At 37.8% G+C, this 23712-nt stretch carries 18 protein-coding genes; 11 read left to right on the top strand and 7 right to left on the bottom strand.

Annotated features, from left to right (window positions below; genetic code table 11):
• Window position 1: 1 nt before the first annotated feature.
• The 4 genes from FW781_RS18775 to FW781_RS18760 all read right to left on the bottom strand — a co-directional run bounded on the left by FW781_RS18775 (window position 2) and on the right by FW781_RS18760 (window position 5362).
• Complete coding sequence (locus tag FW781_RS18775; protein ID WP_149388816.1) at window positions 2-2812, bottom strand: TonB-dependent receptor; 2811 nt, start codon at window positions 2810-2812, stop codon at window positions 2-4.
• Window positions 2813-3037: 225 nt separating this feature from the next.
• The gene (locus FW781_RS18770; RefSeq protein WP_149388815.1) at window positions 3038-3574 is read right to left on the bottom strand and encodes a TetR/AcrR family transcriptional regulator; all 537 of its coding nucleotides are present in this window, start codon (window positions 3572-3574) and stop codon (window positions 3038-3040) included.
• A 54-nt stretch (window positions 3575-3628) separates the two neighbouring features.
• Entirely contained in the window at window positions 3629-4342 is a 714-nt protein-coding gene (locus FW781_RS18765) for a hypothetical protein (protein ID WP_149388814.1), read from the bottom strand.
• Between the two features lie 138 nt (window positions 4343-4480).
• Complete coding sequence (locus FW781_RS18760) at window positions 4481-5362, bottom strand: cupin-like domain-containing protein (RefSeq protein ID WP_149388813.1); 882 nt, start codon at window positions 5360-5362, stop codon at window positions 4481-4483.
• 236 nt (window positions 5363-5598) lie between these two features.
• On the opposite strand from FW781_RS18760, the gene FW781_RS18755 reads away from it, so the two are divergent.
• The 6 genes from FW781_RS18755 (at window position 5599) to FW781_RS18735 (ending at window position 10127) form a co-directional block, all read left to right on the top strand.
• Window positions 5599-6900, top strand: a complete 1302-nt coding sequence (locus FW781_RS18755; protein WP_149388812.1) for an Ig-like domain-containing protein — start codon at window positions 5599-5601, stop codon at window positions 6898-6900.
• Window positions 6901-7118: 218 nt separating this feature from the next.
• Window positions 7119-7283, top strand: coding sequence for a bacteriocin-like protein (locus tag FW781_RS22860; RefSeq protein ID WP_449386663.1), 165 nt, complete (start codon window positions 7119-7121; stop codon window positions 7281-7283).
• A gap of 200 nt (window positions 7284-7483) precedes the next feature.
• Window positions 7484-7840 carry a winged helix-turn-helix transcriptional regulator gene (locus FW781_RS18750; RefSeq protein WP_149388811.1) on the top strand — a complete coding sequence of 119 codons (357 nt, stop codon included), beginning with the start codon at window positions 7484-7486 and terminating at the stop codon, window positions 7838-7840.
• A 50-nt stretch (window positions 7841-7890) separates the two neighbouring features.
• Window positions 7891-8886 (top strand): MsnO8 family LLM class oxidoreductase, encoded by a 996-nt coding sequence (locus FW781_RS18745; protein ID WP_149388810.1) that lies wholly within the window; start codon window positions 7891-7893, stop codon window positions 8884-8886.
• Between the two features lie 61 nt (window positions 8887-8947).
• Window positions 8948-9502, top strand: a complete 555-nt coding sequence (locus FW781_RS18740) for an AAA family ATPase (RefSeq protein WP_149388809.1) — start codon at window positions 8948-8950, stop codon at window positions 9500-9502.
• Window positions 9503-9563: 61 nt separating this feature from the next.
• A complete protein-coding gene (locus tag FW781_RS18735) occupies window positions 9564-10127 on the top strand; it encodes a DUF6624 domain-containing protein (protein ID WP_149388808.1) in 564 nt (187 codons plus the stop codon).
• 64 nt (window positions 10128-10191) lie between these two features.
• Here the strand turns inward: FW781_RS18735 and FW781_RS18730 are convergent, their stop codons facing one another.
• The 3 genes from FW781_RS18730 to FW781_RS18720 form a co-directional block, all read right to left on the bottom strand.
• The gene (locus tag FW781_RS18730) at window positions 10192-10536 is read right to left on the bottom strand and encodes a YciI family protein (RefSeq protein WP_149388807.1); all 345 of its coding nucleotides are present in this window, start codon (window positions 10534-10536) and stop codon (window positions 10192-10194) included.
• A gap of 152 nt (window positions 10537-10688) precedes the next feature.
• Complete coding sequence (locus FW781_RS18725; protein WP_149388806.1) at window positions 10689-11024, bottom strand: nuclear transport factor 2 family protein; 336 nt, start codon at window positions 11022-11024, stop codon at window positions 10689-10691.
• A gap of 89 nt (window positions 11025-11113) precedes the next feature.
• On the bottom strand, window positions 11114-12250 hold the full coding sequence (locus FW781_RS18720) for a tetratricopeptide repeat protein (RefSeq protein WP_149388805.1): 1137 nt from the start codon (window positions 12248-12250) through the stop codon (window positions 11114-11116).
• 162 nt (window positions 12251-12412) lie between these two features.
• Between FW781_RS18720 and FW781_RS18715 the strand changes: the two genes are divergently transcribed.
• The 5 genes from FW781_RS18715 (at window position 12413) to FW781_RS18695 (ending at window position 23691) form a co-directional block, all read left to right on the top strand.
• Window positions 12413-12916, top strand: a complete 504-nt coding sequence (locus FW781_RS18715; RefSeq protein ID WP_149388804.1) for a DinB family protein — start codon at window positions 12413-12415, stop codon at window positions 12914-12916.
• 69 nt (window positions 12917-12985) lie between these two features.
• Entirely contained in the window at window positions 12986-14752 is a 1767-nt protein-coding gene (locus FW781_RS18710) for a S41 family peptidase (RefSeq protein ID WP_149388803.1), read from the top strand.
• A 737-nt stretch (window positions 14753-15489) separates the two neighbouring features.
• Entirely contained in the window at window positions 15490-17652 is a 2163-nt protein-coding gene (locus FW781_RS18705) for a type VI secretion system Vgr family protein (RefSeq protein WP_149388802.1), read from the top strand.
• A 6-nt stretch (window positions 17653-17658) separates the two neighbouring features.
• Window positions 17659-18918, top strand: coding sequence for a tetratricopeptide repeat protein (locus FW781_RS18700; RefSeq protein WP_149388801.1), 1260 nt, complete (start codon window positions 17659-17661; stop codon window positions 18916-18918).
• Window positions 18919-18936: 18 nt separating this feature from the next.
• On the top strand, window positions 18937-23691 hold the full coding sequence (locus tag FW781_RS18695) for an RHS repeat-associated core domain-containing protein (RefSeq protein WP_228720236.1): 4755 nt from the start codon (window positions 18937-18939) through the stop codon (window positions 23689-23691).
• Window positions 23692-23712: the final 21 nt, after the last annotated feature.

Below are 23712 nucleotides of genomic sequence, written 5' to 3'. Positions count from 1 at the left end.
TTTAAAAATCAAATTTTACCCCCATTGTAAACCTGGGCTTGTAATATTCAGCCTGAGCCGTTCTGCTCTGGATTCCCTGGTAGTATCTTAACGGCTGATTTGTCAGATTATTGGCCTCTGCAAAAACTCTTAGCTGGCTTGTAATCTTGTAGGAAGCATTGGCATCAAGGAAAAACTGCTTGTCATAATAACGGTCGTCAAAGGCTTTTCCCCCCAGTTCATCAATATAATGAGACGCATAGTTCATGGAAACTCTGGCTGAAAAACGTTTGTTTTCCCACGAAAGAGACCCGTTGAACATATGGGGAGCCGCTCCGGGAAACCCTACATCTGTTCTTTCAATCCCTTCTTCATTGGTGATTCCTTTTGCTTTAGATTTGGTGTAAGTATAGTTTACATAAACTCCAAGTCCTTTCCAGAAAGCGCCTGGAATAAAGTCAAGCTGTCGTTGTAAAGCTACTTCAAAACCATAGATATCTACATTGTCACCATTACGCTGCTGGGTAAACTTCCAGTTGCTTTCTCCCGCTGGAATGGGGTTGGCCTGTCCTGCAAAATCATTCGCGAAATCATTGGCAGTATAATTTCTTTTGGAATAGGTATAAATAAAATCGTTCAGGTTTTTATAAAAAATTCCTCCCGAAAGAATCCCTACAGACTTAAAATACTTTTCCGCCATAAAATCAAAATTATAGGCATAAGTTGCTTTTAAGTCCGGATTTCCGGCAGCTACGATCTCGTCTTCTGAAATAACATTCAGGTAGGGAACCAATGAATAATAATTGGGGCGGGCAAGAGCCGTGGTAAATGCTGCACGAAGCACAAGATCCTGTACCGGAACATATTTGAAAGAAATATTCGGAAGTACATTGGTGTATGTATTGGTATTATTGATTTGTCCTACAAGGTCTTTTTCATTCATTACATAGTTTCCGGTGTAATCAATATTCGTGGTTTCAATACGTGCTCCAACGATCATGGATAGCTTATCATTGAAATCCTGATCCCAACGGATATAACCTGCGTAGATCTGCTCTTTTGCATTGTAGTTGCTTGAAAGATATTCTTCAGGTTTCAATGTACCATTAAATAAAACAGGATTGAACAGATCAAGATTTCCCAGATAAGATGGATCAACGAATGCTCCCGGAACATAATTTCCCGGCTGGAAGTTTTGTCCGTTAAGATAAATGGTCGGAACAGATAAAAGGCTTCCCATAGTATTGACAGGTGTAAAAGCGTAGAAATCATTCTCTCTTTCTTTTTTCTTCAAACGCACACGGAAACCAGTACGAAGACGTCCTTTCTGACCATCAATCACTGAAAATGGAAAACGTATATTCACTTTTGCGCCCAGTTCCTTTTCCTGTGTAAAGTTATTGGCATCGGAAAGATCACTCAATTTATAGCTTCCTAAATTATCTGCAGCAAGAAGATTGAACATAGGCTTTTCAGGATTACTAAGGTCAGGAGAGAAATTCATTTTGCTGTTTTCAAACTCTATATAGCGCTGGTGAGGCTTATCTTCACTTGCTATTGCATAGTTAACCGACCAGTCGAGATCTACTTTAGAACCTAATAAATGTTCTCCTCTTAAAGCATAGTTCTGAACTTTCTGTTTCTCAAGACGGGTGTTGTCATTATCAGCATCACCGCCTTTATTTTGTCTGGTAATACTTCCTTTCCAGTCTGTAATCTCGGTTTCATCAGCATTGTAGACCGGCTTTATTTTATATCCTAAAGCCAGTCTTGTTTCCTTATCATTTCTGAAATTATACATTGCTGAAGCGTAGATCTTATTTTTTGAATTGAATTCATAATCCATATTAAGATCAAAACTATGTCTGATACGGTGTTCATTATAATAACGTACCCCCATTTTGCTTACATAAACGGTCTGTGCAAGATCGTTCGCCTGGCTCCAAACCGGTTCTATATTATCCGAACCAAAATTGTTGTTATTATAGGAAAAACTGAATACAGCACCTAATTTTTTATCCAGAAACCGGTTTCCATAGACAAATCCGGCGGTATAATTTCCTTTTTCGCGGATAGGATTGTATCCTCCGGCAACGGTTGCAGAAATCCTTTGTCCGTTCGGGGAAGCTCTGGTAATAAGATTTACGGAACCTCCAATGGCATCAGCATCCATGTCTGGAGTCAGCGTTTTATTAACCTCAATTGTGGAGATCATATCGGACGGAATCAGGTCCATCTGTACATTACGGTTATCTCCTTCTGCTGAAGGGATTCTGTCACCATTCAGGGTAACGGAGTTAAGATTTGGGGCAAGTCCTCTGATGATAAGGTTTCTGGCTTCTCCCTGATCATTTTGTATGGTAACTCCCGGAACACGCTTCAACGCATCCCCGATATTGGCATCAGGAAAACGCCCGATCTGATCCGAAGAAATCACATTGGTAATATTGGCGTTATTTTTTTGCTTGTTTAAAGCTCTTGCCTGATTTTTTAAAGTAGCTCCTGACACTACAACTTCTGCAATAGAGGTTTCTTTTTTATCAAAAATAATATTCTGGCGGGTATTTTTCTCAGATTCAACCGTTACGTTGTATTCATGAACACCATATCCAAGATAATCAATTTTCATGGTATAACTTCCCGGAGGAACATTCAGAAATACAAAGTTTCCGTGCTCATCTGAGGTGGTGTAAATATTCCCCGGACTCAGAGAGATTTTGGCTCCCGGCAGGGCTATCTTTGAATCGTCGTTGATGTTTCCGGAAAGAGAACCGGTCTGTGCATAGAAAAAAATAGAGGCACAAAATAAAACAGATGTAAAAATTTTCTTCACTTTTCCTTTTTTAGATAAGAATCACAACAAAATTAAACGTCTGTTTGGGAAAAGTGTTGAAGAGAAAATTAACTGTTTCTTAAGAATTGTTAATATAAGGTTTTGTAAAAGATAAAAGATAAAAGATAAAAGATCTTGTTGTTAAAATTCAATAGGAGTGGGCATTAGCCCGCTTTAAAATTATAAATCAATCTATTGGCTTTAGCCAAAACTTAAAATTATTGTTTAATGGGAAGACTTAAGTATCTCCTGCACGATAATTTTAGATTTTTCTATCAACTCATTGGATCGGTAGAGCTGGCTGGTAAGTATCGAGCTTTCAAAAAGAAGATAGATATGGGCTGATGCAATATCATCTTGGACGTCTTCATTGAAGCATTCTCTCAGTTTATTTTTATGATATCGGATTACCTTGTGAATCTCTTCTTTATCAGCAGGAATTTCAGATAAGATATTCAGAAAGCTGCATCCTCTGAAGTCTTCTCTTTCATTCATATCAACAAGAAAATCAAAAGATTTCATGATTTTTTCCTGTATTGTTTTTGCTTCTGAAGTAAACTGTTCAAGTTCAGAGACCCAATAGTCATATCTTTTATTGAGAAATTCAATGCAAAGTTCATCTTTAGATCTGAAATGCTGATAAAAACTTGCCTTTGATACATTGGCCTCTTCAATGATCTGATTGATGCCCGTATTGTTGTAGCCTTGTTTATGGAAGAGAATCATGGCAGTGCTTAGTATTCTTTCTCGGGGTCGGGACATAATGTAAGATTTTTGCAAATTTAAAAAAATATGAACAGACTTGTATGTTAGATTTTAAATAAACCCTCTGGCATAATAAAGCTGAACAATAAAAAAAAGTACTGTGAAAAACCATACCACATAAGGATGGTAACTGAAATTATTTTTCAGAATATAGTGCAGGGCTTTGAAAAGCTTAAAGATGCCAATAATTCCAATGATAATAAAAGCCAGAAAGGCCAGGAAAAACAGATAATCTCTTGTTCCATACTCACTTACCTTACCAAGACGGTCCAGATAAGCCTCTACATTCAAGGTTTGTCCCAAAAACATAGCCGAGCTGATCAATATAAAAAATGGAGTAGAGGTATACACCGTGGTATAAATGAAAGAAAACAGTAAAGTCCGGAAAGTAACTGTATTTATTTTTTCCTTTTTGTACCATAATAAAGCAACGCTGAAGAGTACTGCGGTAATATTATTCATCAGGAATATAAACAGAGCCTTCTCTACCATACTCAATCCCTTGATCTTTGAAATAATATTGTGTTCCCCACCATAATCCATTAATAGAACAGAGATAATCACAGAGGTATAAACGGAAAGTTTGATAGGTGATAGATAGTCATGAAAACGTTCGGTCTCTTCTTTTTCCATTTCAAATACAGAAAGATCATAGCAGCGGCGGGGATCCTGAAACAATTTGAAAATGGTTACCGGAACCAGCAGTATTTCAATAATAATCTGCAGACACAGCTTCTCAAAACTATCGATCAACTTTTCAAACATATATGCGGGTATTTGGGAACATGTATGCAATTTAATTAAATTTTAAACGATATTTCAAAAAATAGAATCTGCAAATAAAAAAGAGTGAATGATTGTACTTAAATCATCCACTCTTCTATGGTGTAAAAACATTCCTTATTATCTAGGAAGTCCTCTTTTTAATGCATTATTAGCGATCTCTACCGCTTTTCTTTCTTTCCAGTCCATATACCTTTTTTTGTATCGTCCTTTCATAAAATTATCAAAATTACGCTGAACAGCAAGATTCCAAAGAGAATGTGCTTTTACAGCCCAGCTTTTGTCCCATGCACGCAGGGAAATAGAAAAAGACCCGTCCAGATATTTCATCCAGTGCCACCAGCCGGTAGGCATGAATAAAGTATCTCCGTGTTCCAGGAAGCATTCAATTCCTTCAATACCATCCAATGCCGGAAATTTTTCAAAATCAGGATTGGCAATATCATAATCTTCCAGCGCATAAGTAGCATATGGAAGCTTGTAAAGTCTGGATTTCCATTTGTATTCAAACAAAAGAACATGTTTTCTTCCATTGAAGTGGGTGTGGAAAATATGGGGCATGTCTATATCATAATGAAGGAAGGTCACAGAACCTTTACCTCCGAAAAACATACTCGGATATTTATCTAAAAATCCACCCATCAGATTCTTTGGCGGAACATAATCGTCCAAAAGTTTCGGGGCAAATTTTATAGGATCAAAGAAAAAGATTCTCAAATCAGTAGGCTCTCTCTGAATAAGATCAACATAATCACTGAAAGGCATTTTCGTAGTCGGAGTATTGATAGGAGCGGCAGGATCTGCTTTGGAACTGTCGTAAAGGGGAACTTCAACGTCGCCAACCACTTCTTTCATATATTCCATTGTCCACTTTTGGTAGGCAGGCCATTTTCTTGCCATATTTCTGATTACCACTGGCTTACATGGCTTTAGATATTTTTCACGGAAATCTTCTTGTGAAATGTCATCTACAATATCAATTGGTTTAAGGATTATTCCCATTTGTTCAAATTATTAAGCTAAAGTATTAAATATTTGCGACAATAAAACGGAAACAATTAAAATTATTTGGAATTGATATAAATAAATAGGGAAATAGAAATTCCAGCTTCTTTTTGTTGGAGTTATTGTACTGATTTTATAGTTTCTATATTCTTAGAATGTACTGTGTTTATGCCGTAAAATGACAGTTGCGAAATATAATAATTGTGTGTATCATTGTGCTATTAAAAATATCCATGAAACGTTTTACAACCATTATTTTCTCCCTTGTATTTGCAAGTGCTTTTTCACAGAAATCAGCTAAAATCTTTACTTCAGATATTGACAATTTTTGGGTGGCTTATGACAGCATTCAAAAAACAGAAAATCATACCCAAAAACTAGCCCTGATTAAAAAATTATATATCGATAAAGGAACAGCAGGCTTAAAAGCTTTTATGAAAGCCAGAGATTATAATGATACTGTGTTTGTAAACATCATTGATAAGTATCCTAAATTCTGGAATTCTGTCAGACCAAACACCCTGACGATAAAAACTAAAACAAATGAACTGGAAGCCAGTGTTATCCGGCTGAAGGAGATCTATCCGGATCTTAAAGAAGCTGAAATGTATTTTACGATAGGTGGACTTAATTCCGGGGGAACAGTGAGTGGAAATAAGGTATTGGTGGGTGCTGAACTGGCAACAGGGCTTCCATCTACAGATGTTTCAGAATTTGAGGAAGACTGGCTGAAAACCGTATTTGGCCAACAGTCTCTGGATAATATCGTCTCTTTAAATGTTCATGAATATATCCATACCCAGCAGACCGGAGACCGTAGAAGAGTTTTAAATAAATCTATAAAAGAAGGATCGTGTGATCTGATTGCTGAACTGGTGATGAATAAGCCACTGGAAAGAAAATATCTCTCTTATGGAAATGCTCATGCAGCTGAAGTTAAAGATCTCTTTAAAAAAGAAATGTTCACCGCTAATTTTGCAAACTGGCTTTATAACGGAAGAAAAAAAGGAGAAAGTGCAGATCTGGGATATTATATAGGATATGAGATTTCTAAATCCTATTATCGGAACGCAAAAGATAAAATACAGGCTGTAAAAGATATTATTGAACTGAATTATGACAACGATAAGGCCGTTGAAGAATTCCTCACCAGATCAAAATTTTTCACAGAAAAAATTGATAAACAAAAGCTGATCAAAGAATATGAGAAAAACTTACCCTATGTTGTAAAAACAGAACCTGAAAACGGTTCCGTAAATGTAAATGCTGATACGAAGGAAATAAGAATTACCTTTTCAAAAGAAATGGTTCCCAAAAGCTATTCCTTCAATCTCTCCAATAAAGGAAAAGAGTATTTTCCAATCACCAAAATAATAGGAATGGAAAATAATAACAGAACATTGGTTCTTTCAGCAGATCTGAAACCGGGTAAGGAGTATGAATTTGTGCTGACGAACAAAAGTTTTGCTTCTAAAGACGGGTATCCCCTGAGAAATGAAACACTTCTTGTGAAGTTTAAAACCATTGATAAATAGTTTGATCATCATGAGTGATAACCAGCTCATACCTTTGATAAAATTGCTTTTCTGCAAAATGGTACTATTGAAAGGATCTATAGTAAGGAAGAATTCAGCCAATTGAATGTACTTAAATTCTAGATAGAGTTTTAATTTAATACTCTTTAACATTCACAGTAAGCATCTTCAATGATTTTTTTATTAAATTGCCTTTTCAAACTAATAACTTATTTATTATGAAAAATTTAAAGAAAATCACGAGAGAAAATTTAAAATCAATTACAGGAGGTCGCCCGGCAGCAGAAAGTGAATGTATAGCATGTGGCTGTCCTACATCGTTATGTTATTACAAAAACGGTAATGGCGGTGGCGGTGGTTGTGGCGACCTCAGATGTGCATAAAAATTTTTATAAACAAACCTTCCTTTATCGGAAGGTTTTATTTTTTACTCCAAATTCTGTAGTTGTGATTCCGAAAACCTCTGATACAGTATATAAAGATTTCATTTCATTTTCATTATTTTTTTACAAATTTGCAAAATATACTATCATAAGCGTATATACTTACCTTTTTGAAAGTATGTAATAAAAAAACGATTATTATGCCTCAATTTTTCCACGATAAAAGACTGTATTATACCCCTATCGAATTTGCACTGAGTCATATTGGAGGAACCTGGAAAATGCCTGTTCTATGGAGATTACAGGAAAAACCCCTTCGTTTCAGTGAGCTTAAAAAGGATATTCCTCATATTACAGACAAAATGCTGACCAGCCAGCTGCGAGAACTGGAAGCTAAAGACATGATCCATCGTGAAGTATTCCCCGTAGTACCGCCAAAAGTAGAGTATAGTCTTACAGAGAAAGGGAAAAAAGCCATTCCCGTTATTGAAACCATTATGCAGTTTGGCTACGACCTGATCAAAGATGAAGGCATTGTTTTTCCGCCTAAAGAATAAAAAATAATATTGTCTTTTTTCATACCTTCACCTAAAATCTATTCTATAGTATGAAGCTGAAATTAGGGATTTTGGACCAGTCACCAGTAACAATGGGTGGCAGTGCAGCCTCCGCATTGGAAAACAGTATCAATCTCGCTTTACTGGCTGAAGAGATGGGTTTTCATAGCATTATGTATTCCGAACATCATGGAGTAGAAGCTTATGGCAGTTCCAGTCCTGAACTGTTAGCAGCCATTATACTAAGTAAAACCAGCCGTATTAAAATAGGAACAGCCGGAATTATGATGAGAAACTATTCTGCCTATAAAATTGCAGAATGGGCCAAAATGCTCTCCACTTTTTATCCTGAGCGTTTTATTCTCGGATTGGGAAAAGCTCCCGGAGGATTAAAAGATGCTGTTATGGCACTTAATAATCATAAACCGGTAGTTTTATCAAATATGGAAACGAAACTGGAAGAGATTATTCAACTGATCAGAGAGGAAGAAGGAATTTATGACGGACTTATTGCACAGCCTACCCATGTGCAGCATATGCCTGAAATCATGTGGCTGGGATCAGGAATGACTTCAGCAAAAGAAGCGGCTAAACATGGGACCGGATATTCCTTCGCTGCTTTTATGAACAGTGAGAACGGAATGGAAAATACAGAAGCTTATCTCAGAGAATTTGATGGCACTCAATATTTTTCCCAGCCTTCTTTACAGGTGGCGGTTGCTGTATCAGTAGCAGGCACTATTGAAGAAGCCAGACGAAATGCTTATGGAATGGCCTACCAGTTTTTACAATCCCGCCAGTTAGTAAGTCCTAATGCTGTTCTATCTCCTGAAGTTATAGAGGAAAAGATTTTGGGAACTAAAGATGAAGATGAATTTTTTACCTTTTTAGAAAGGATTATCATAGAAACACCACAGTCTGTACAACAGAAATTGCGGCAGATTTCAGAAAAATACAATACGGATAATCTGTTGATATTGTGTAATATGTACCGGGAAGAAGATCGTGTTTATACCTATAAGAGTATCATTGAAAATAATAACTAAGCCTCGCAGGAAGCAAGAAATTCTGTTTTAGATGGGGCTGTATTTAAAATAATTCAAACCGATGAAGCAGGATATTTCAAAATTATATATCATTACAGGTGGCCCCGGAGCCGGAAAAACAACGCTGCTGGATGAGTTCAACAAATATGGCTTGACAACAGTCCCTGAAGAAGGCAGGAGAATTATTAAAGAGCAGATTGAGTCTGGAGGAGAAGGACTTCCCTGGCAGAACAAAGAACTTTTTGCCAGTCTGATGTTTGATGAATCGGTAAAAACCTATCTGGAAATAAATCAATCGAGCCATTTGAAACCCGTTTTCTTTGACCGCGGAATATGGGACACGCTGGGTTATATGAGGCTTGAAAATATTCCTGTTCCGGAATTAATGACCACAAGAGCCAGAGAAATGGTTTATAATAACAATGTTTTCATTCTTCCGCCATGGAAAGAGATTTATGAAAATGATCCGGAAAGAAAACAGACCATTGAAAAAGCCACGCTTACTTTTGAATGTATGAAAGAGATTTATCAGGAATATGGCTTTAATATCATTGAAGTACCAAAAGTTACTGTAGAAAAGAGAGCCCGTTTTATCCTTGACAGAGTTCTGATGTAAAACTGAAATTAGTTGGCTCAGCGGAGATTTACCTTTACCATCATCAATTATCATTCATAATATGGACAATTTCTCATTTGAAAAAGAACTGATCGAACTTGCTGATAAAGATCTGACGGTAAGAGAAAAACTGTTTGCTGCCGGAAAACTATCCGGAGGTTACCATCCTGAAATGGAAAAGGTTCATAAAGCTAATGCACAGCGGCTCCGGGAAATTATAGCAGAAATCGGGTTTCCAACCCTCTCAAAAGTCGGTGAAAAAGGAAGTAATGCCGCATGGCTGATTATCCAGCACGCTATTGGTGAGCCAGAGTTTATGAAAGAATGCCTTATCATGATGAAAGAAAACAGCAATGATATTAATCCGATACATAAAGCTTATTTATATGACCGGATTCAGTTCTTTCAAAGCAAGCCTCAAAAATACGGAACTCAGCTGACTGCTGAAGGAATAATATATCCCGTAGAAAACAAAAAAACCTTAAACAAAGAACGAGAAAAAGTAAACCTTCCGGTATTGCCTGAAGCAGAAATCAACAAAATTCCGGAACCTGAAAATATTCCGGAAACAGATGATAAAAATGCTGAATATACGATTTGGAGGAAAAAAGTAGGCTGGATTTAAGAATGAAGAATGAAGAAAAAGTTTTTTACTTAAACTACGATAACTTCCAGCTCCGTCTTCCATCTTATTGACCCACTTTCAAAACCTCACGCACTTCAATATTCCCACCTATTTTAAAGATAGGATTGCCCTTAGCCATTTCTACCGCTTCATCAATAGATTCTGCCCGTACAATAATATATCCGCTGATGAATTCCTTGATTTCGGTATAAGGACCATCCGTTACAATATTATCCGCCTTTACCGTTTTTGCAGCTCCCGGTGCGGGCAAAAGAGTATTGCCCTTATCTACAAGCTTGTTTTGTGCAGCGATGCTTCCCAGCCAATTCAGGCGTTCCTGGATCTGTTCCGGAGAAGGCTTAAAATCAGAAATGTCTTTCAGTCTGAAAATTAATGCAAATTCTTTCATAATCAGATTCTTTATTTTAATGACGATCAGAGCAAGAGAAAGGGGACAGCGCTTTTAATTTATTTTACATCTGCCTTTCAACTGTTGAAACTGTTTTTGTATTTCAAATGTAATATAATCAGGTGCTGCATCTCTCGGATATTCAACATTTTTTATTTATCCAATAAAGGTCTGGGATCAAACAGCACTTTTAAAGTATGAATCTTTCCGTTTCTGATCTGATACCATCCGGAAGCTTCTATCGTTTTTTCTCCCATGTCAATAGTATACCAGAAACACACATCTTCACCGGACGTAAAAGCTTTGAGAATGGTATACTTAAACTTCATCTGCTTCATATCTTTGATGTAAACCGAAGCATTATCCCTTTTTCCCAATACTCCTATGAATTTAAAATCAGGATCAAGGCAGCTTTCCGCCTTGTCAAAATTTTCTTCATTTAAATATTGGATAAACTGTTCTGCTGTATTTTGCGTTGTATTGTCCATAAATGCTGTTTTTATTATTGAATACAAAATTAGTGGTTCATTAAATGGCTCACTTGTGACTATAATCACAAAATGAATCGAATTTTCTATTATTTTAGAATAGAAACTCTGCTTTTTGCATACGCAATCTGATCTTTTTCCTTTTCCTGATCCGGATGGTTTTTAAGGTACATCTGATAGTAGGTGAATGCATTTTTAGGCTGTTTCAGATTCAGATCATATAGAAGACCTAAACGGTAATAAATAATATTACTCGTACCAAAGGTTAATCCTCTTTTATAAGCTGTCACCGCATCATTATACTGATTTTTGGCTTCATAGATACCCGCCAATGCAGCATAATACAGCGTAGTATGATCTGAAATGGCTTCATCAATAGTCTTTTGTGCATAGATGGCAGCGTTATTATAATCTTTCAGTTCACGATAGCTTAAGGCCATGAAATACAATGTGCCTTCATTTTGTACTCCCATATCTTCCAGTATTTTATAAAGACTGATGCATCTTTGATAGTCTTTTACATAAAAATAAGCCTGGCCCATATCATTCATTATATTCACATCAGCATGGTTTTTAAGGAGTTTTTCACCAATTTCAATAACTTCCGGATATTTGGCGAGTTGATTGGCAACGGGTAATAGTGCCTGTTGTAAAGTGAAATTTTCTGTATCAGAAGCAATGGCTGTCTTTAAAGCATCATAAGCAGGCTGATACTGTTTCAGACCACTGTAAGTCTGGGAAAGATCATAAGCTACGTCAGGATCTATAGAATTTAATGAGTGGGCTTTTTTGAGGTAGTTCAGTTTAGTTTCGGGAGTCTCGGCATAGATGGCAAGCTGTTTATAAGCATTGAAATTAAGGCTGTCCAGCTGAATAATCTGTTGAAGGTAAGTCTTGGCATTAGTCGCATTACCCCGTCTGGAATTGATGCCGGCGAGACTAAATAGAGTTGACAGGCTGTTCGGTTGTAGGGTATTGATTTTTATATAATTTTTTTCTGCTTCCGGAAGTTTTCCGGCCATCATATTACAGTAGGCTATTTGCGAAAGAGCTTTTACATCCTGCGTATCACCAGGGTATATGCTTTGGAGGTATTGGGCAGCGTCGGCATAGCGTTGTGTTTCATAATATTCAAGAAGCTTTTCAGTGTCAATTTTTGCAGACTGAGCAGTGATCGTATTAAAGCATGATACTACAATGCACAAGCAGATTCCTATTTTCATCATGGTTATTTTTTAACTAAAATATTGGATATTTAATAAGCCTCCAAATTTTACGATCACATAATAGGGATTTTTAAAAATTTTATGAATAATTTATAGTAAAACCAAAACTTCTCTCATTAGATTTCTTATATTCATCCTGAAAAAAGACAGACAAAGATCAATATGGAAATTAAAACGGTACAATCATTCATTGACTATTACGAGAAAATAAGAGAAAGAACCAACCGCATTATTGCTGTTGTCCCGCCTGAACATATAGATTTTTCCTATAAACCCGGGAAGTTTACCATTGGTGATCAGATAAGACATATTGCCACTATAAAACGGTATATGTATGGAGAAACTATCAGAGGAAATAAAAGTGCTTATCCCGGATGTGGAAAAGAACTGGCCGACGGCTATGAAAATATCGTGAAATTTTTCAATGAAATGCACAGACAAACGTTGGAAATCATCAACGGCCTTTCTGATGAAGATCTTACCCGCAAATGCCTAACTCCGGCCAACAGTGAAATCTCTGTCTGGAAATGGCTCCGAGCAATGATAGAACACGAGATTCATCACAGAGCAGAATTATACATTTATCTCAACCTCTTGGATGTAAAAACACCCCAGATCTACGGATTTTCTGCCGAAGAAGTTCAGGAACTGAGTGTGAAACTATAGCGAAGGGGATTTTGAAGAATTTCAATCCGTTGGGGTTAATTTGTATATTAGCCCATTCAAAAAATAATAATGGCCAGACCTTTTATCATCCCTCTTTTACTGTTTCTAAACAGTGCCTATGCACAAACCCATTCAGATCTGAAACCCGGAGACACTTTAAAATATTCTCCCCAATCTCATAAACCTTCCTGGATCTCGGTACAGTCCACAGATGCCAATCTGGGAGTTGCTCTTTTTATGGAGGGGAAAAAGGTGAAAGAACAGGATGATTCCAGAGGGATAAAGAGTGTTGAACGCTTCTACTTTACCCCGGAAAAAGGGAAAAAATATGAATTTAAAATCTGGGCCAAATCTTATGTCGAAAAAAGTAAAACGGCCAGAGTTTCCATTACTGAATCTAAGTATGTTCCTGTTCTGGAAGGGAAATTCAGTCCTGATCAGTTGGTAGAAGACCTTCATACATTCCGTTCCATAAGGGAAAAAGCAAATTCCGGACTGTATGTATACAGAACAAGAAAGCAAATTGACAGTATTTATCAACTGGCTGAGCAAGAAGCCAGAAACAGCAAAAATATTTTTGATTTTTATAAGGTCATTGCAAAGGTTACCGGATTTGAAGGAAGCTGTCACAATTATACAGATCTTCCCAATCATGCTTCTTATTATCTCACCCAAAAACCGGAATATTTGCCCATAACACTGAAGAATATTGACGGTCGTCTGCTTCAGGATTCTAAAGATGTGGCATTGCCTTTAGGCGCTGAAATCCTTTCTATTAACGGAGTTTCTGCAAAAGAAATGATCAGTCGTTTTTCTCAATACTATTTTTCTGACGGATATTCCATGCCTTACAAAGAAACGACGGGCTTTGAGAGAGGAATGCTGGATAAATTTTATATAGAATTCGGAACGAACAAAAACTATATCATTAGCTATAAATGGAACGGAACCATAAAAGAAGTTTCACTGCCGGGAATATCATTGGAAAACTTTAAAAAACTTCAGGATTCAAGATTTTCACTTGCCTTCGACAAAAAACTGATGTCAGAAAAATACAGTTTGAATAAAGAAGGAGATGGAATCTATCGTTTATCCTTGAGAGGGTTTGATTTTGCTACCGGGAAAGAAGATCCTGCCTATAAAAAATTCAGTGCTTTTCTTGACCAGATGATGGATACTCTGGAACGTGAAAAAATAGAAAACCTGATCATCGATCTCAGAGGTAATACCGGAGGTACTGGGGCTCTTTATGAAAAAGTATTCTCTTATCTTACCCAAAGACCTTTCCGTGACAGCCACTATGCCTATACCAACTTTAATGAAGTGCCTATGGAAGAAAATCTGATTATAACACCTCTTTTTCTTTCCAATGGAGTACAGGACAAAAATGGTCTGAATGCTTACCTGAAACAGCTTTACCCTAAAGGAGTTCAGAGGAAATATTATTGGGCAGATGATAAGAATCCTTTGATCCTGCCCAACGAAAGAACTTTTAAAGGACAGCTTTATCTGCTTGTGGATCAACGGGTGGCTTCTGCAGCTTCACATCTGGCTTCCCTGATAAAATCTTATACCAATGCCATTGTGATCGGAAAAGAAACGGTAGGAGGCTACTATGAACATAACGGCCACCTTCCGCTGGTATATGAACTTCCCAATACCGGTATCCAGACCGGATTCTCTATTGTGCATGTCATTCAGGATGCGCAGAATCTTCCCGATCAGAAAAGAGGTCAGGGAATTATTCCTCATATCCAGATACAGCAGACCGATCAGGAATTCCTGGATCAGACTGATGTTTATCTGAAAAAAGTAGCAGAACTTCGGAAACTGTAAAGATTTTATTATTGAATGAATTTGTTTGAACTTTTATTTTTTGAAACATTAAGATTGCATTAAGGTATTGAGAATATTAAGATAGCTTCGCTTTAAACTTAAGAATCAGAATGATTAATCTTAACTATACTTATTTCTTAACCCATTCTTAATGGTTGTAATAGGTATAACATTTTTTGATAAGTTTAAAATAAAAAACCAGCTGTAAATTTACTATTTGCAGCTGGTTTTTTTGTTGCCAGAATTCACTCTTATTTTAGATTATTTCTATTTTAAGTGATAAATTTATTGTTTTTATTTATTAAAAGTTGTTAAATATCCATTTGATAAAGAGGTATTTATTTCTTTTGTTTAAATCATTTATTCTAGAATTATTAACTAAAAGTCGTAGAACTACTACAAAATTTCAGATTACTCACTGAAAATTTTTTGAATAGAGATTAGCGTTTTATCTTTGTAAGAACACCAACCCAATTACAAAAAAAATTGATAATGATTAAAATTCGCATATCATCACGATAAACAGGAAAAATCCTGAAATTCAACAGGGAGTAAAGTAAATACAATAATTGCTTTACCTTTTTACTCATTACATTTATGCCCTGTTTTGATCCCCATATCCGTATTTTATTCTTTAGGATAGAATCCGGATAATGAAAATGTATCTGTTCTTTTTTAGTTCAGGTAGATTTTAGCCTTAAAAAATTTGACATCCAATCAATCAAAATATTACAATTATGTTTCAGGACGATCATTCATCTAAAATGCCTGTTTCCAAAGATAAAATTCCAGCTGCAGATAATCTAAAACAGTCCCTGAAAGATCAGGCAGTAAGCAAAGCTACCCAGAAAGTACAGGAAAAATCAAGCGGAACTGTAAAAAAAGCTACGGAAAAAATGGTTCAGGCGCAGGCTTACACCGGGATGGTTCAAAGCGGCTCCCAAATGTTTATGAATCAGGTTAAACAGCCTAATCCACCTACATTGGTAGAAGATAAAGTATGGTCCAAACAGCCTACTTCCGGAATCTATAACGCCAATACAATCCCTGGCAATCAGGTAGCAGGAATCAACCGTGTAATAAAGCTTGAAATTGTAATTGACGGAAAAGTAATCAAGCATTTCAAACATTTTCAGCTAAAACAAAGTGCTGTGAAGCATCATGAGTTTGATCTTATGCTGGCTCACGATACGCTGGGAAGCTCGGAAAACCACAACCTGGAAGAAGCTCAGAACTTTCTGGGAAAAAGAATTACAGTAATTTTCAGATACAAAGACGTTGAAGACGGCCCTGAAAGAAACTTTGTAGGAGTAATTACCGAAGTAGGTTTCAGTCAGGAAAAAGGAAGTCTGGGAAATATTGTTCTTACCGGTTCAAGTCCTACTGTTCTTTTAGATGCAGCGCCTCACATTCAGAGTTTTGGCGGAGCTCAGGAGATCAGTCTGAACAGTATTGCAGATCAGGTCATCAAAGAAGGTCTGGGACAGAACGCCTTTGATTTCAGAGTAGATGCTGCACACGGAAACGTTTCGTACAGCTCACAATATGAAGAAACCCATTACAACTATCTGGCAAGAATAGCAGAAGCGTATGGAGAACAGTTTTATTATGACGGCGAAGTTCTGCATTTCGGGAAACTTCCTCCTCAGGAAAAACCTGTGAAACTTACTTACGGAAGCAGTGTGAGTGATGTAAAAATCAAAATGAAAGCCCAGCACGTAAATCCTTCATTTTATGGATATAACAGCAGTAAAAATGAAAAATTAACGGCAGGGAACTCTAAAATTAGCCATACTTCAGATATAGCTAAAAGAGCTTACGAAATTTCAGAAAAAACCTTTACAACCCCTTCATTGAGAGTAGCTCCGATAAAAGCGGTGTCTTTTATGGATGTAGAAAACTCTCAGAAAGGAACGGCAGGAAGTAAAGCCTCAGAAGTATTTGTTATTTCAGGTATTACAACAGTGCCATTCCTCTATCCGGGCTGTATCGCTGATATTGAAATGCGGAAAGCAGAAAGCAGTGAAACAACCTATTTCACCAAACTGATGATTATAGATATGCATCATGAGGTGGATGCAAGGGGATATTATACCGGAACATTTGAAGCAATAGCTTCTGACACAGGATTTATTCCCCGCCCTGAGTTCCATACTCCAAAAGCGGATGCACAGTTTGCCAAAGTGATTTCCAATACCGACCCTTTAAACCAGGGAAGAGTTAAAGTCCAGTTTGACTGGCAGAACGGCTCTACCACTACAGAATACATCCGTGTGATGACTCCCGATGGTGGTGGAAGCGAAAAAGTAAGCAAAAACCGTGGGTTTATGGCCATTCCGGAAGAAGGTGATCAGGTAGTAGTCAACTTTGCCCATCAGCATCCTGACCGTCCTTTCGTGATGGGAGGAATGTTTCACGGTGGAGTTGGCGGCGGTGGAGGAACCGGAAATAATATTAAAAGTTTAAGCAGTAAAAGCGGACATACCATGAGTCTGGATGATGCCGGAGGAATTACTGTGAGAGATAAAGACCAGAACTCCGTTTTTCTGGATGGTGCCGGAAATATAAGTATAGACAGTAAAATTTCCATTACCCTGAACTGTGGAAGCAGCTCTATTTATATGGATAAAGATGGAAATATTCAGATCAAAGGAAAAGAAATATTTGTGCAGGGAGTTAATATCGGAGTTGGGGGAACTACAAGTATCGGTGTTGGAGTAGGTCCTGAAGATGGTGATCCTACTTCCGGAGTCGGCATCAAATCAGATACCCTGGATATCGGAACCAAAACCCTTTCAATGAGAGGAGATACGGAAGCCAATCTCAGCAGCGGAGGAAAAATAAATGTGGGTGGCGGAAGTGAAACAAATATTGTAAGTGGAACTGTAAAACTGAATTAAAAGCAGATGAATCCGGTAGATTTGGAGTTGGTGAAATTAAAAAGGCAATGGCAGAAGGTCGTTTCAAAGAACGAAAAAAAACCTATGCTGATCTGTATAGGAGAAAAACATGAAACTGATCTTTTTGACGGATTTATTAAGTCAAAACTTTCCGAAGATGAAGAAGGGGATGATATTTTTTTACTCCATTATCAGGAATTTAACGGGATGAAATCCTTTGGACAGACATTACTGGATGAATGGACCGAGTTCTACGAAATGCTGAAAAAAAGTGAAGAAAATATTCCGCAATGGAACTTCAAAGATCCGGAGAAGACCTTTAAAACAGATGCTTACAAAGCGTTTTATCCTTTACTGGAATTAAAGAAAAACTTCCCGAATATTAAGGATTCCAGAATCTACTTATACATTGCTCCACTCAGAATCAGTGATACAGAAGAATTGTCTCTTTGGGTGAAAGAATGGTGTAAGATATGTGAAATGTCAGAAAATAAAGATATTAAACTGGTCTGGGCAGAACATCACACCCACAGAACACTACCACAGATTTCTTCAGCGTACAGTTTCAGGGTAGAAGTGGATATTCATCAGTTGATGCAGAATACTGCAGCTCACACTAACCGGAAAAAAAACAGCCCGGATACGGATTTTCAGCAGCAGATTCTTATAGCGAGTAATCATTTAAGCAAAGAAAGATTCAAAGAAGCGGAACATGCCTTAAAAACAGCAGTAAAACTGGCTAAAGAACAGAAAAATAAACAGGGAGAGATTTCTGCTTATTTTATGCTGACCCAGTCATATACAGCAGATAAGAAAAAGGACAGGGCAGAAGATACTTACCGGACTATATTTGAAGAAGTAGAGCCTGACTCGCCATTGGAAGTTCAGATGTATATGAATTACGGAAGCCATCTGTTAGGAAATTCCAAAAAATCCAAAGCAGAAAAAATATTTGAAAAAGCCGCAGAAACTGCACAAAAGATAGGAGAATATGCAATGGTTATTGAATGTTACAGAATTATCGGAACATTGAATGATACTGTGTTGACAAAAGATAAAATGATAAGGTATTTTGAAAAATGCCTCGATATAGCAAAATTAATGGATCCTTCGGTACGGGACCAGAGCAGCCTGCGGTTTGTAGCCTCAATGCTGATTCTCAAGTACGAAGGTAATCATGATAAAAAAACAATACTTGACAGTGAAATGAAAGCTTATTTTGGTGATGACTGGAGAGTGAGTGTAGAAAGGCCAAAAGCAGGGTAATCTCAAATTAAAAGAATCATGGCAGATCTGAATAAAAAAACAGTAAAACCCATCAAGGTTGCAAAACCGGATATGAATCCTGACCGCTCCCTGAAGGTAAACGCAGACGTTACTTCGGTTAGCTGGGACAAAACCAAGCAGGGATGGAAGAACGGGATGAAAAATAATGTTGATTCCCTGAACCCTGTATCTATGGTTAAATCCTTAGCCGGAGGAGACAGTGACCCGCAGAAAAGCAGTGGCGGAGGAGGTGGAGAAAGTGCTGTGGCTGCCGAAAAAGCAGCTCCGGAAAGTAAGGTGAAGCTGATCAAAGTTAATACACCGGCAATGCCTTCCACCGCAATTCAGCATACAAGCAAGCATTTTGATATTGTGCTGGCCATTGATATCCACTGGACACTGATTCCGCCGCCACCATCATTTATGCTGATCCCACTGCCATTGCCACATCCTTTTATCGGAATTGTTTTTGACATCATGGATTACATTACGATTACCATTCCAATTCCACAGTTCGCAAGAAATCTGATGCCGTCACTACCGGAAAGTATTCCGATGGGAGGCTCAATATACGTTCACGGAAGACACAAAGCCACCACAACTACAAGTGTAATGGGAGTTGTAATTCCATTCAGGCATATCACGTCATTAATTCCTGTGTATTTAATTCCCTTTCCTCAGGAGGCACCACACGAAGGAGAAGTGTACTATGGTTCGCAAACTGTTTTGGCGCAGGGAAGTAAAATGAGCGGAAACCAGCCGCAACAGGTTCTTACCTGTATGGGATTCCCCTTCGGGATGACTATGCTCCCTGCCATGCCAGATAAACCAAAGAAAAATCCACTGGCTTACTTTGCTTTCTATAATAACTTTTCAAGTATGTATATCCAGATCAATACGGGAGGTCCTGTATTGGTAGGGGGAGCTTTTGTTCCCCATGTCTACACCCCCGGAGAAATGCTGATGCGTCTTGCAGGAATGTTTTTAATGAGAAGCTTAACTAAGAAAATAGGAAAACTGGGAGCTAATGGTTTAAAAAAACTGAACAACAGTGTCCTTAAAAAAGCTCCTTTCAATAAATTTAAATTGGCCAATGCCTTATCCAAAAAATTATGTCATTACGGCCTTGAACCTGTGAATTTTGCAACCGGTGCCATGGTTTTCGAATGGGAAGATTTTATTATTCAGGGCAATATACCTTTAAGTTGGAGAAATATCTGGCATAGCGACCGGCCTTATGATTTTGGTCCTTTAGGAAATGGAGTCTTCAATAATCATGACCTGTTTATTCTTCCTGAAGAAGACAATAAGTTTGCCGGTTGGATGCATCCGGACGAAAATATAGCAATGTTGATTCCTGCACCTGAGATCGGAGAAGAAATGACCTATTTCAGAGATCAAAAGATATGGCAGTACAGACCAAGCAGCAATATTTGGGTGATCCGTAAAGGAACTGATATTTATACCTATAAACGTTTCCATCATGTTTCGGAAGGAACAATTTATAAGGTGATTCGTATTGAATATGGTGACGGAACAATCAGGGAATATGAGTATGAAGACCGGAACATTGTACTGAAAAGTATAAAAGATGTTAAAAGTGGGTACAGTATAGAAACTGTGATCCACCCGGAATATAAAAAAGTTACAGAAGTATATTACTGTTATAAAAAGCAGAGAGACCTGCAGGTTCGCTACGATTATGATGAGCGGGGAAATCTTACCCATGTCTGGGATATTCATAAAAAGGCCATTGTATTTGACTATGATGGAGAAAACCATGTTGTGAGAAGAACTAACCGGAACGGAATGAGCTATCAGTGGGAATATGACAAAAACGGAAGAGTAGTTCATACCACAGGTACGGATGGATACATGGAAGGGAAACTTCATTACCATGATGAGGAAGGCTTTACAGAAGTTATCTATCCAAAGCAAAACAATAAAACAGAGGAATATCATTACGATGAAAACTTTCTGGTTTACAAGAAAGTAGATGGAGAGGGTGGAGAAACATGGTACGATTTTACAGCGCACAACGAACTAAAGATGATAGGAACGCCTGAAGGACGTGTCCAGGGGTATACCTATGATGAAATGGGAAATATTAAAATTTTCCATACTCCGGATGGAGAAGAATACCATTATCAGTACAATGAATTCGGACAGGTAATTGCCCGTTTCTCCCCTTCGGGAGCTTCGGAAACATGGATCTATGATGATGAGGGAAAACTGATAAGCTATACCGATCCTGCCGAAGAAAGTGTTTATTATGAATATGCAGACGGTGGCAGACTTCCCGAAAAAAGCATAAAAGAACATATTACAACATCTTACGAATATAATAAGAGAGGTCAGCTTATTCAGCTTACCAATACAATAGGAGCTGAGCAATATTGGAAGTATGATGAATATGGAAGATTATTGGTTTTCAGCCCCAAACCTCTAAACAGAGTCCTTTGGAACAGAGATAAAATGGGAAGGGTTGTAGAAGTGAATGAACAGGGGCAGTTGCCACTAAAACTTCGTTACGACGCCTATGATCTTCCGGTGTATGCTACCGATGGGCGCGCAGAATGGCTGATGAGCTATACGCCAATGGGAAGGCTTAAACGTCAGGTCCGCAGGAATGCTCTTTCTCATAAAAAAGAAGAAACGTTGGTTTTCGGATATGATGCTTATGAAAATCTGATGAGAATTACCAATGAAAAAGGAGAAGTTTACCAGTTTGAAAGAAACTATAATGACGAAGTCACCGGGGAGACAGGTTTTGACGGCCAGAAAAAGTTCTTTGTAAGAGATAAAGACGGAATGGTCACCCAAACCAGAACTCCCCACGGAAAAGATATTTTTTATGAATATGATCTGGGCGGAAGATTAACACAGACCCATTATCCCGACGGAACCTGGGAAGCCTATCAGTATGACTCCTCAGGATTATTGGTTAAAGCAGATAATGAAAACAGCAGTGTAGCTTTTCAGAGAAATAAATTAGGACAGATCACCAGTGAAAAACAGGGTGCGTACACCATTCAATATGAATATGACACTCAGGCAAATCTGATCGGTTTGAAAAGTAGCTTAGGAGCCGAAGTAGACTATTCTTATAATGATCTGGGACAGCTTAAAACGGTAACTGCCACTATTCCGGAAGTGCATGCACCCTGGCAGATGAATCTTGAGATCAGCCGGAACGGACAGATGCATTCCCGTGAAATGACCGGCGGGGTAGAAAGCACTTTTGAACTTGATCATATCGGAATGCCGGTAAGTCAGAAAGTAATAGTGAATAAAGCCAATACTACCTTCCATAAAGATTATGACTGGGGAGCCGGAAGCCGATTGCTGCATACGCTGGACAGGGTGACAGGAGGAAGAACAAGATTTGATTACGATGCTTTCGGAAGCCTTGTTGCTGCAGAATATTCGAACGGAGAAGTACAGTACAAAAATCCGGATGCTACGGGATGTTTATATGAAAGTGCCCGGCAGACTGACCGCGTATACGACGAAGGAGGAAAGCTGATGCGCGATAAAAACTGGTTTTACCATTACGATGAAGAAGGAAATTTATTGTTAAAAAGTAAACGGCCCATCAACGATGCCAAACCGGAGCATAAAGAAGAACAGGAGAATACACATCCTTATTATAAAACCATTGCTTCAGATTGGCTGAACAGTCCGAAACTGCCGGATGGAGCTGCTTTACCCGATGTAACCGAAGACTCTCCAACAGAAATACAAAACCCGGAATGGTCTTCCGGAGACTGGGCGTATTCCTGGAATGCTAATGGGATGCTGGCTAAAGTAAAACGCCCCGACGGCAAAGAGGTAAGCTTTGAGTATGATGCCCTCGGAAGAAGAACCTCAAAAATTGGCCTAAAGAAAATAACTCGTTATATTTGGGATGGTAATGTTCTTCTGCATGAATGGAGTTATGATGCTGAAGAAGTTTCTGTAACGGTTGTAGATGATGACGGAAATATCATTGTGGGAAAAGAACCTGTGGAGAATGTGGTGACCTGGGTGTATGAAAGAGGAAGTCATGTACCAAGTGCGAAAATAATAGATAATGAATGTTACACGATTGTTAATGATTATTTAGGAACGCCAATACAGGTTTACACTGAAAAAGGAGAAAAGATTTGGGAGAGAGAGCTTAATATTTATGGAGATATAAAAGTTGAAATTGGTGTTGGAAATTTTGTGCCTTTCCGTTATCAGGGACAGTATTATGATGTTGAAATTGATCTTTGCTATAATAGATTAAGATATTATGATGTAAACAGTGGTTTATATATTAGTAAAGATCCGATAGATATTGATGGAGGTTATAATATCTATGCATATGTTCATGATTCTAACAATTATTTAGATATATTTGGTTTAGCCGGGCAAAGATGGGCAGGAAAAACTAAAAAAGATGGTACCCCTTATCAAAAGCCAGGCCCTAAGAGTAAAGGAACTGGTGATCATAATGCTAAAATTGATGAAATCATAGCAAGAGAAACAGCTAAACCTGGAGTAGAGCATATTGGTGGAGGTTCTAAAACAGAAATAATATTAGAAGACCTAGGAGGGCATAAAGATGTGAGAAGAATGGATGCATCATTTAAAAATGCTGATGGAGATATATACCACATAAATGTTGGACGAACATTAGAAGATGGAAAAACAGGAGTAATAAGAGAACGGCTAGCTTTGGAAGATGTTAGAAATGCTGGCCATGATGTTACTTTTGAAGGATATGGTAAAGCATCTGCGTATAGATAATTTAAAATAGTAAATAGAGAT

The organism is Chryseobacterium panacisoli (assembly GCF_008274625.1).
Taxonomy (GTDB): Bacteria; Bacteroidota; Bacteroidia; order Flavobacteriales; family Weeksellaceae; genus Chryseobacterium; species Chryseobacterium panacisoli.
Note: the sequence above shows the minus strand (reverse complement) of the source record. Positions and strands in the feature narration are given on the sequence as shown.

Excerpts from the sequence above, each read along its gene's own strand:
- FW781_RS18770 (WP_149388815.1), bottom strand. The coding sequence starts at position 3,574 with ATGTCCCGACCCCGAGAAAGAATACTAAGCACTGCCATGATTCTCTTC.
- FW781_RS18765 (WP_149388814.1), bottom strand. The coding sequence starts at position 4,342 with ATGTTTGAAAAGTTGATCGATAGTTTTGAGAAGCTGTGTCTGCAGATT.
- FW781_RS18760 (WP_149388813.1), bottom strand. The coding sequence starts at position 5,362 with ATGGGAATAATCCTTAAACCAATTGATATTGTAGATGACATTTCACAA.
- FW781_RS18755 (WP_149388812.1), top strand. The coding sequence starts at position 5,599 with ATGAAACGTTTTACAACCATTATTTTCTCCCTTGTATTTGCAAGTGCT.
- FW781_RS22860 (WP_449386663.1), top strand. The coding sequence starts at position 7,119 with ATGAAAAATTTAAAGAAAATCACGAGAGAAAATTTAAAATCAATTACA.
- FW781_RS18750 (WP_149388811.1), top strand. The coding sequence starts at position 7,484 with ATGCCTCAATTTTTCCACGATAAAAGACTGTATTATACCCCTATCGAA.
- FW781_RS18745 (WP_149388810.1), top strand. The coding sequence starts at position 7,891 with ATGAAGCTGAAATTAGGGATTTTGGACCAGTCACCAGTAACAATGGGT.
- FW781_RS18740 (WP_149388809.1), top strand. The coding sequence starts at position 8,948 with ATGAAGCAGGATATTTCAAAATTATATATCATTACAGGTGGCCCCGGA.
- FW781_RS18735 (WP_149388808.1), top strand. The coding sequence starts at position 9,564 with ATGGACAATTTCTCATTTGAAAAAGAACTGATCGAACTTGCTGATAAA.
- FW781_RS18730 (WP_149388807.1), bottom strand. The coding sequence starts at position 10,536 with ATGAAAGAATTTGCATTAATTTTCAGACTGAAAGACATTTCTGATTTT.
- FW781_RS18725 (WP_149388806.1), bottom strand. The coding sequence starts at position 11,024 with ATGGACAATACAACGCAAAATACAGCAGAACAGTTTATCCAATATTTA.
- FW781_RS18720 (WP_149388805.1), bottom strand. The coding sequence starts at position 12,250 with ATGATGAAAATAGGAATCTGCTTGTGCATTGTAGTATCATGCTTTAAT.
- FW781_RS18715 (WP_149388804.1), top strand. The coding sequence starts at position 12,413 with ATGGAAATTAAAACGGTACAATCATTCATTGACTATTACGAGAAAATA.
- FW781_RS18710 (WP_149388803.1), top strand. The coding sequence starts at position 12,986 with ATGGCCAGACCTTTTATCATCCCTCTTTTACTGTTTCTAAACAGTGCC.
- FW781_RS18705 (WP_149388802.1), top strand. The coding sequence starts at position 15,490 with ATGTTTCAGGACGATCATTCATCTAAAATGCCTGTTTCCAAAGATAAA.
- FW781_RS18700 (WP_149388801.1), top strand. The coding sequence starts at position 17,659 with ATGAATCCGGTAGATTTGGAGTTGGTGAAATTAAAAAGGCAATGGCAG.
- FW781_RS18695 (WP_228720236.1), top strand. The coding sequence starts at position 18,937 with ATGGCAGATCTGAATAAAAAAACAGTAAAACCCATCAAGGTTGCAAAA.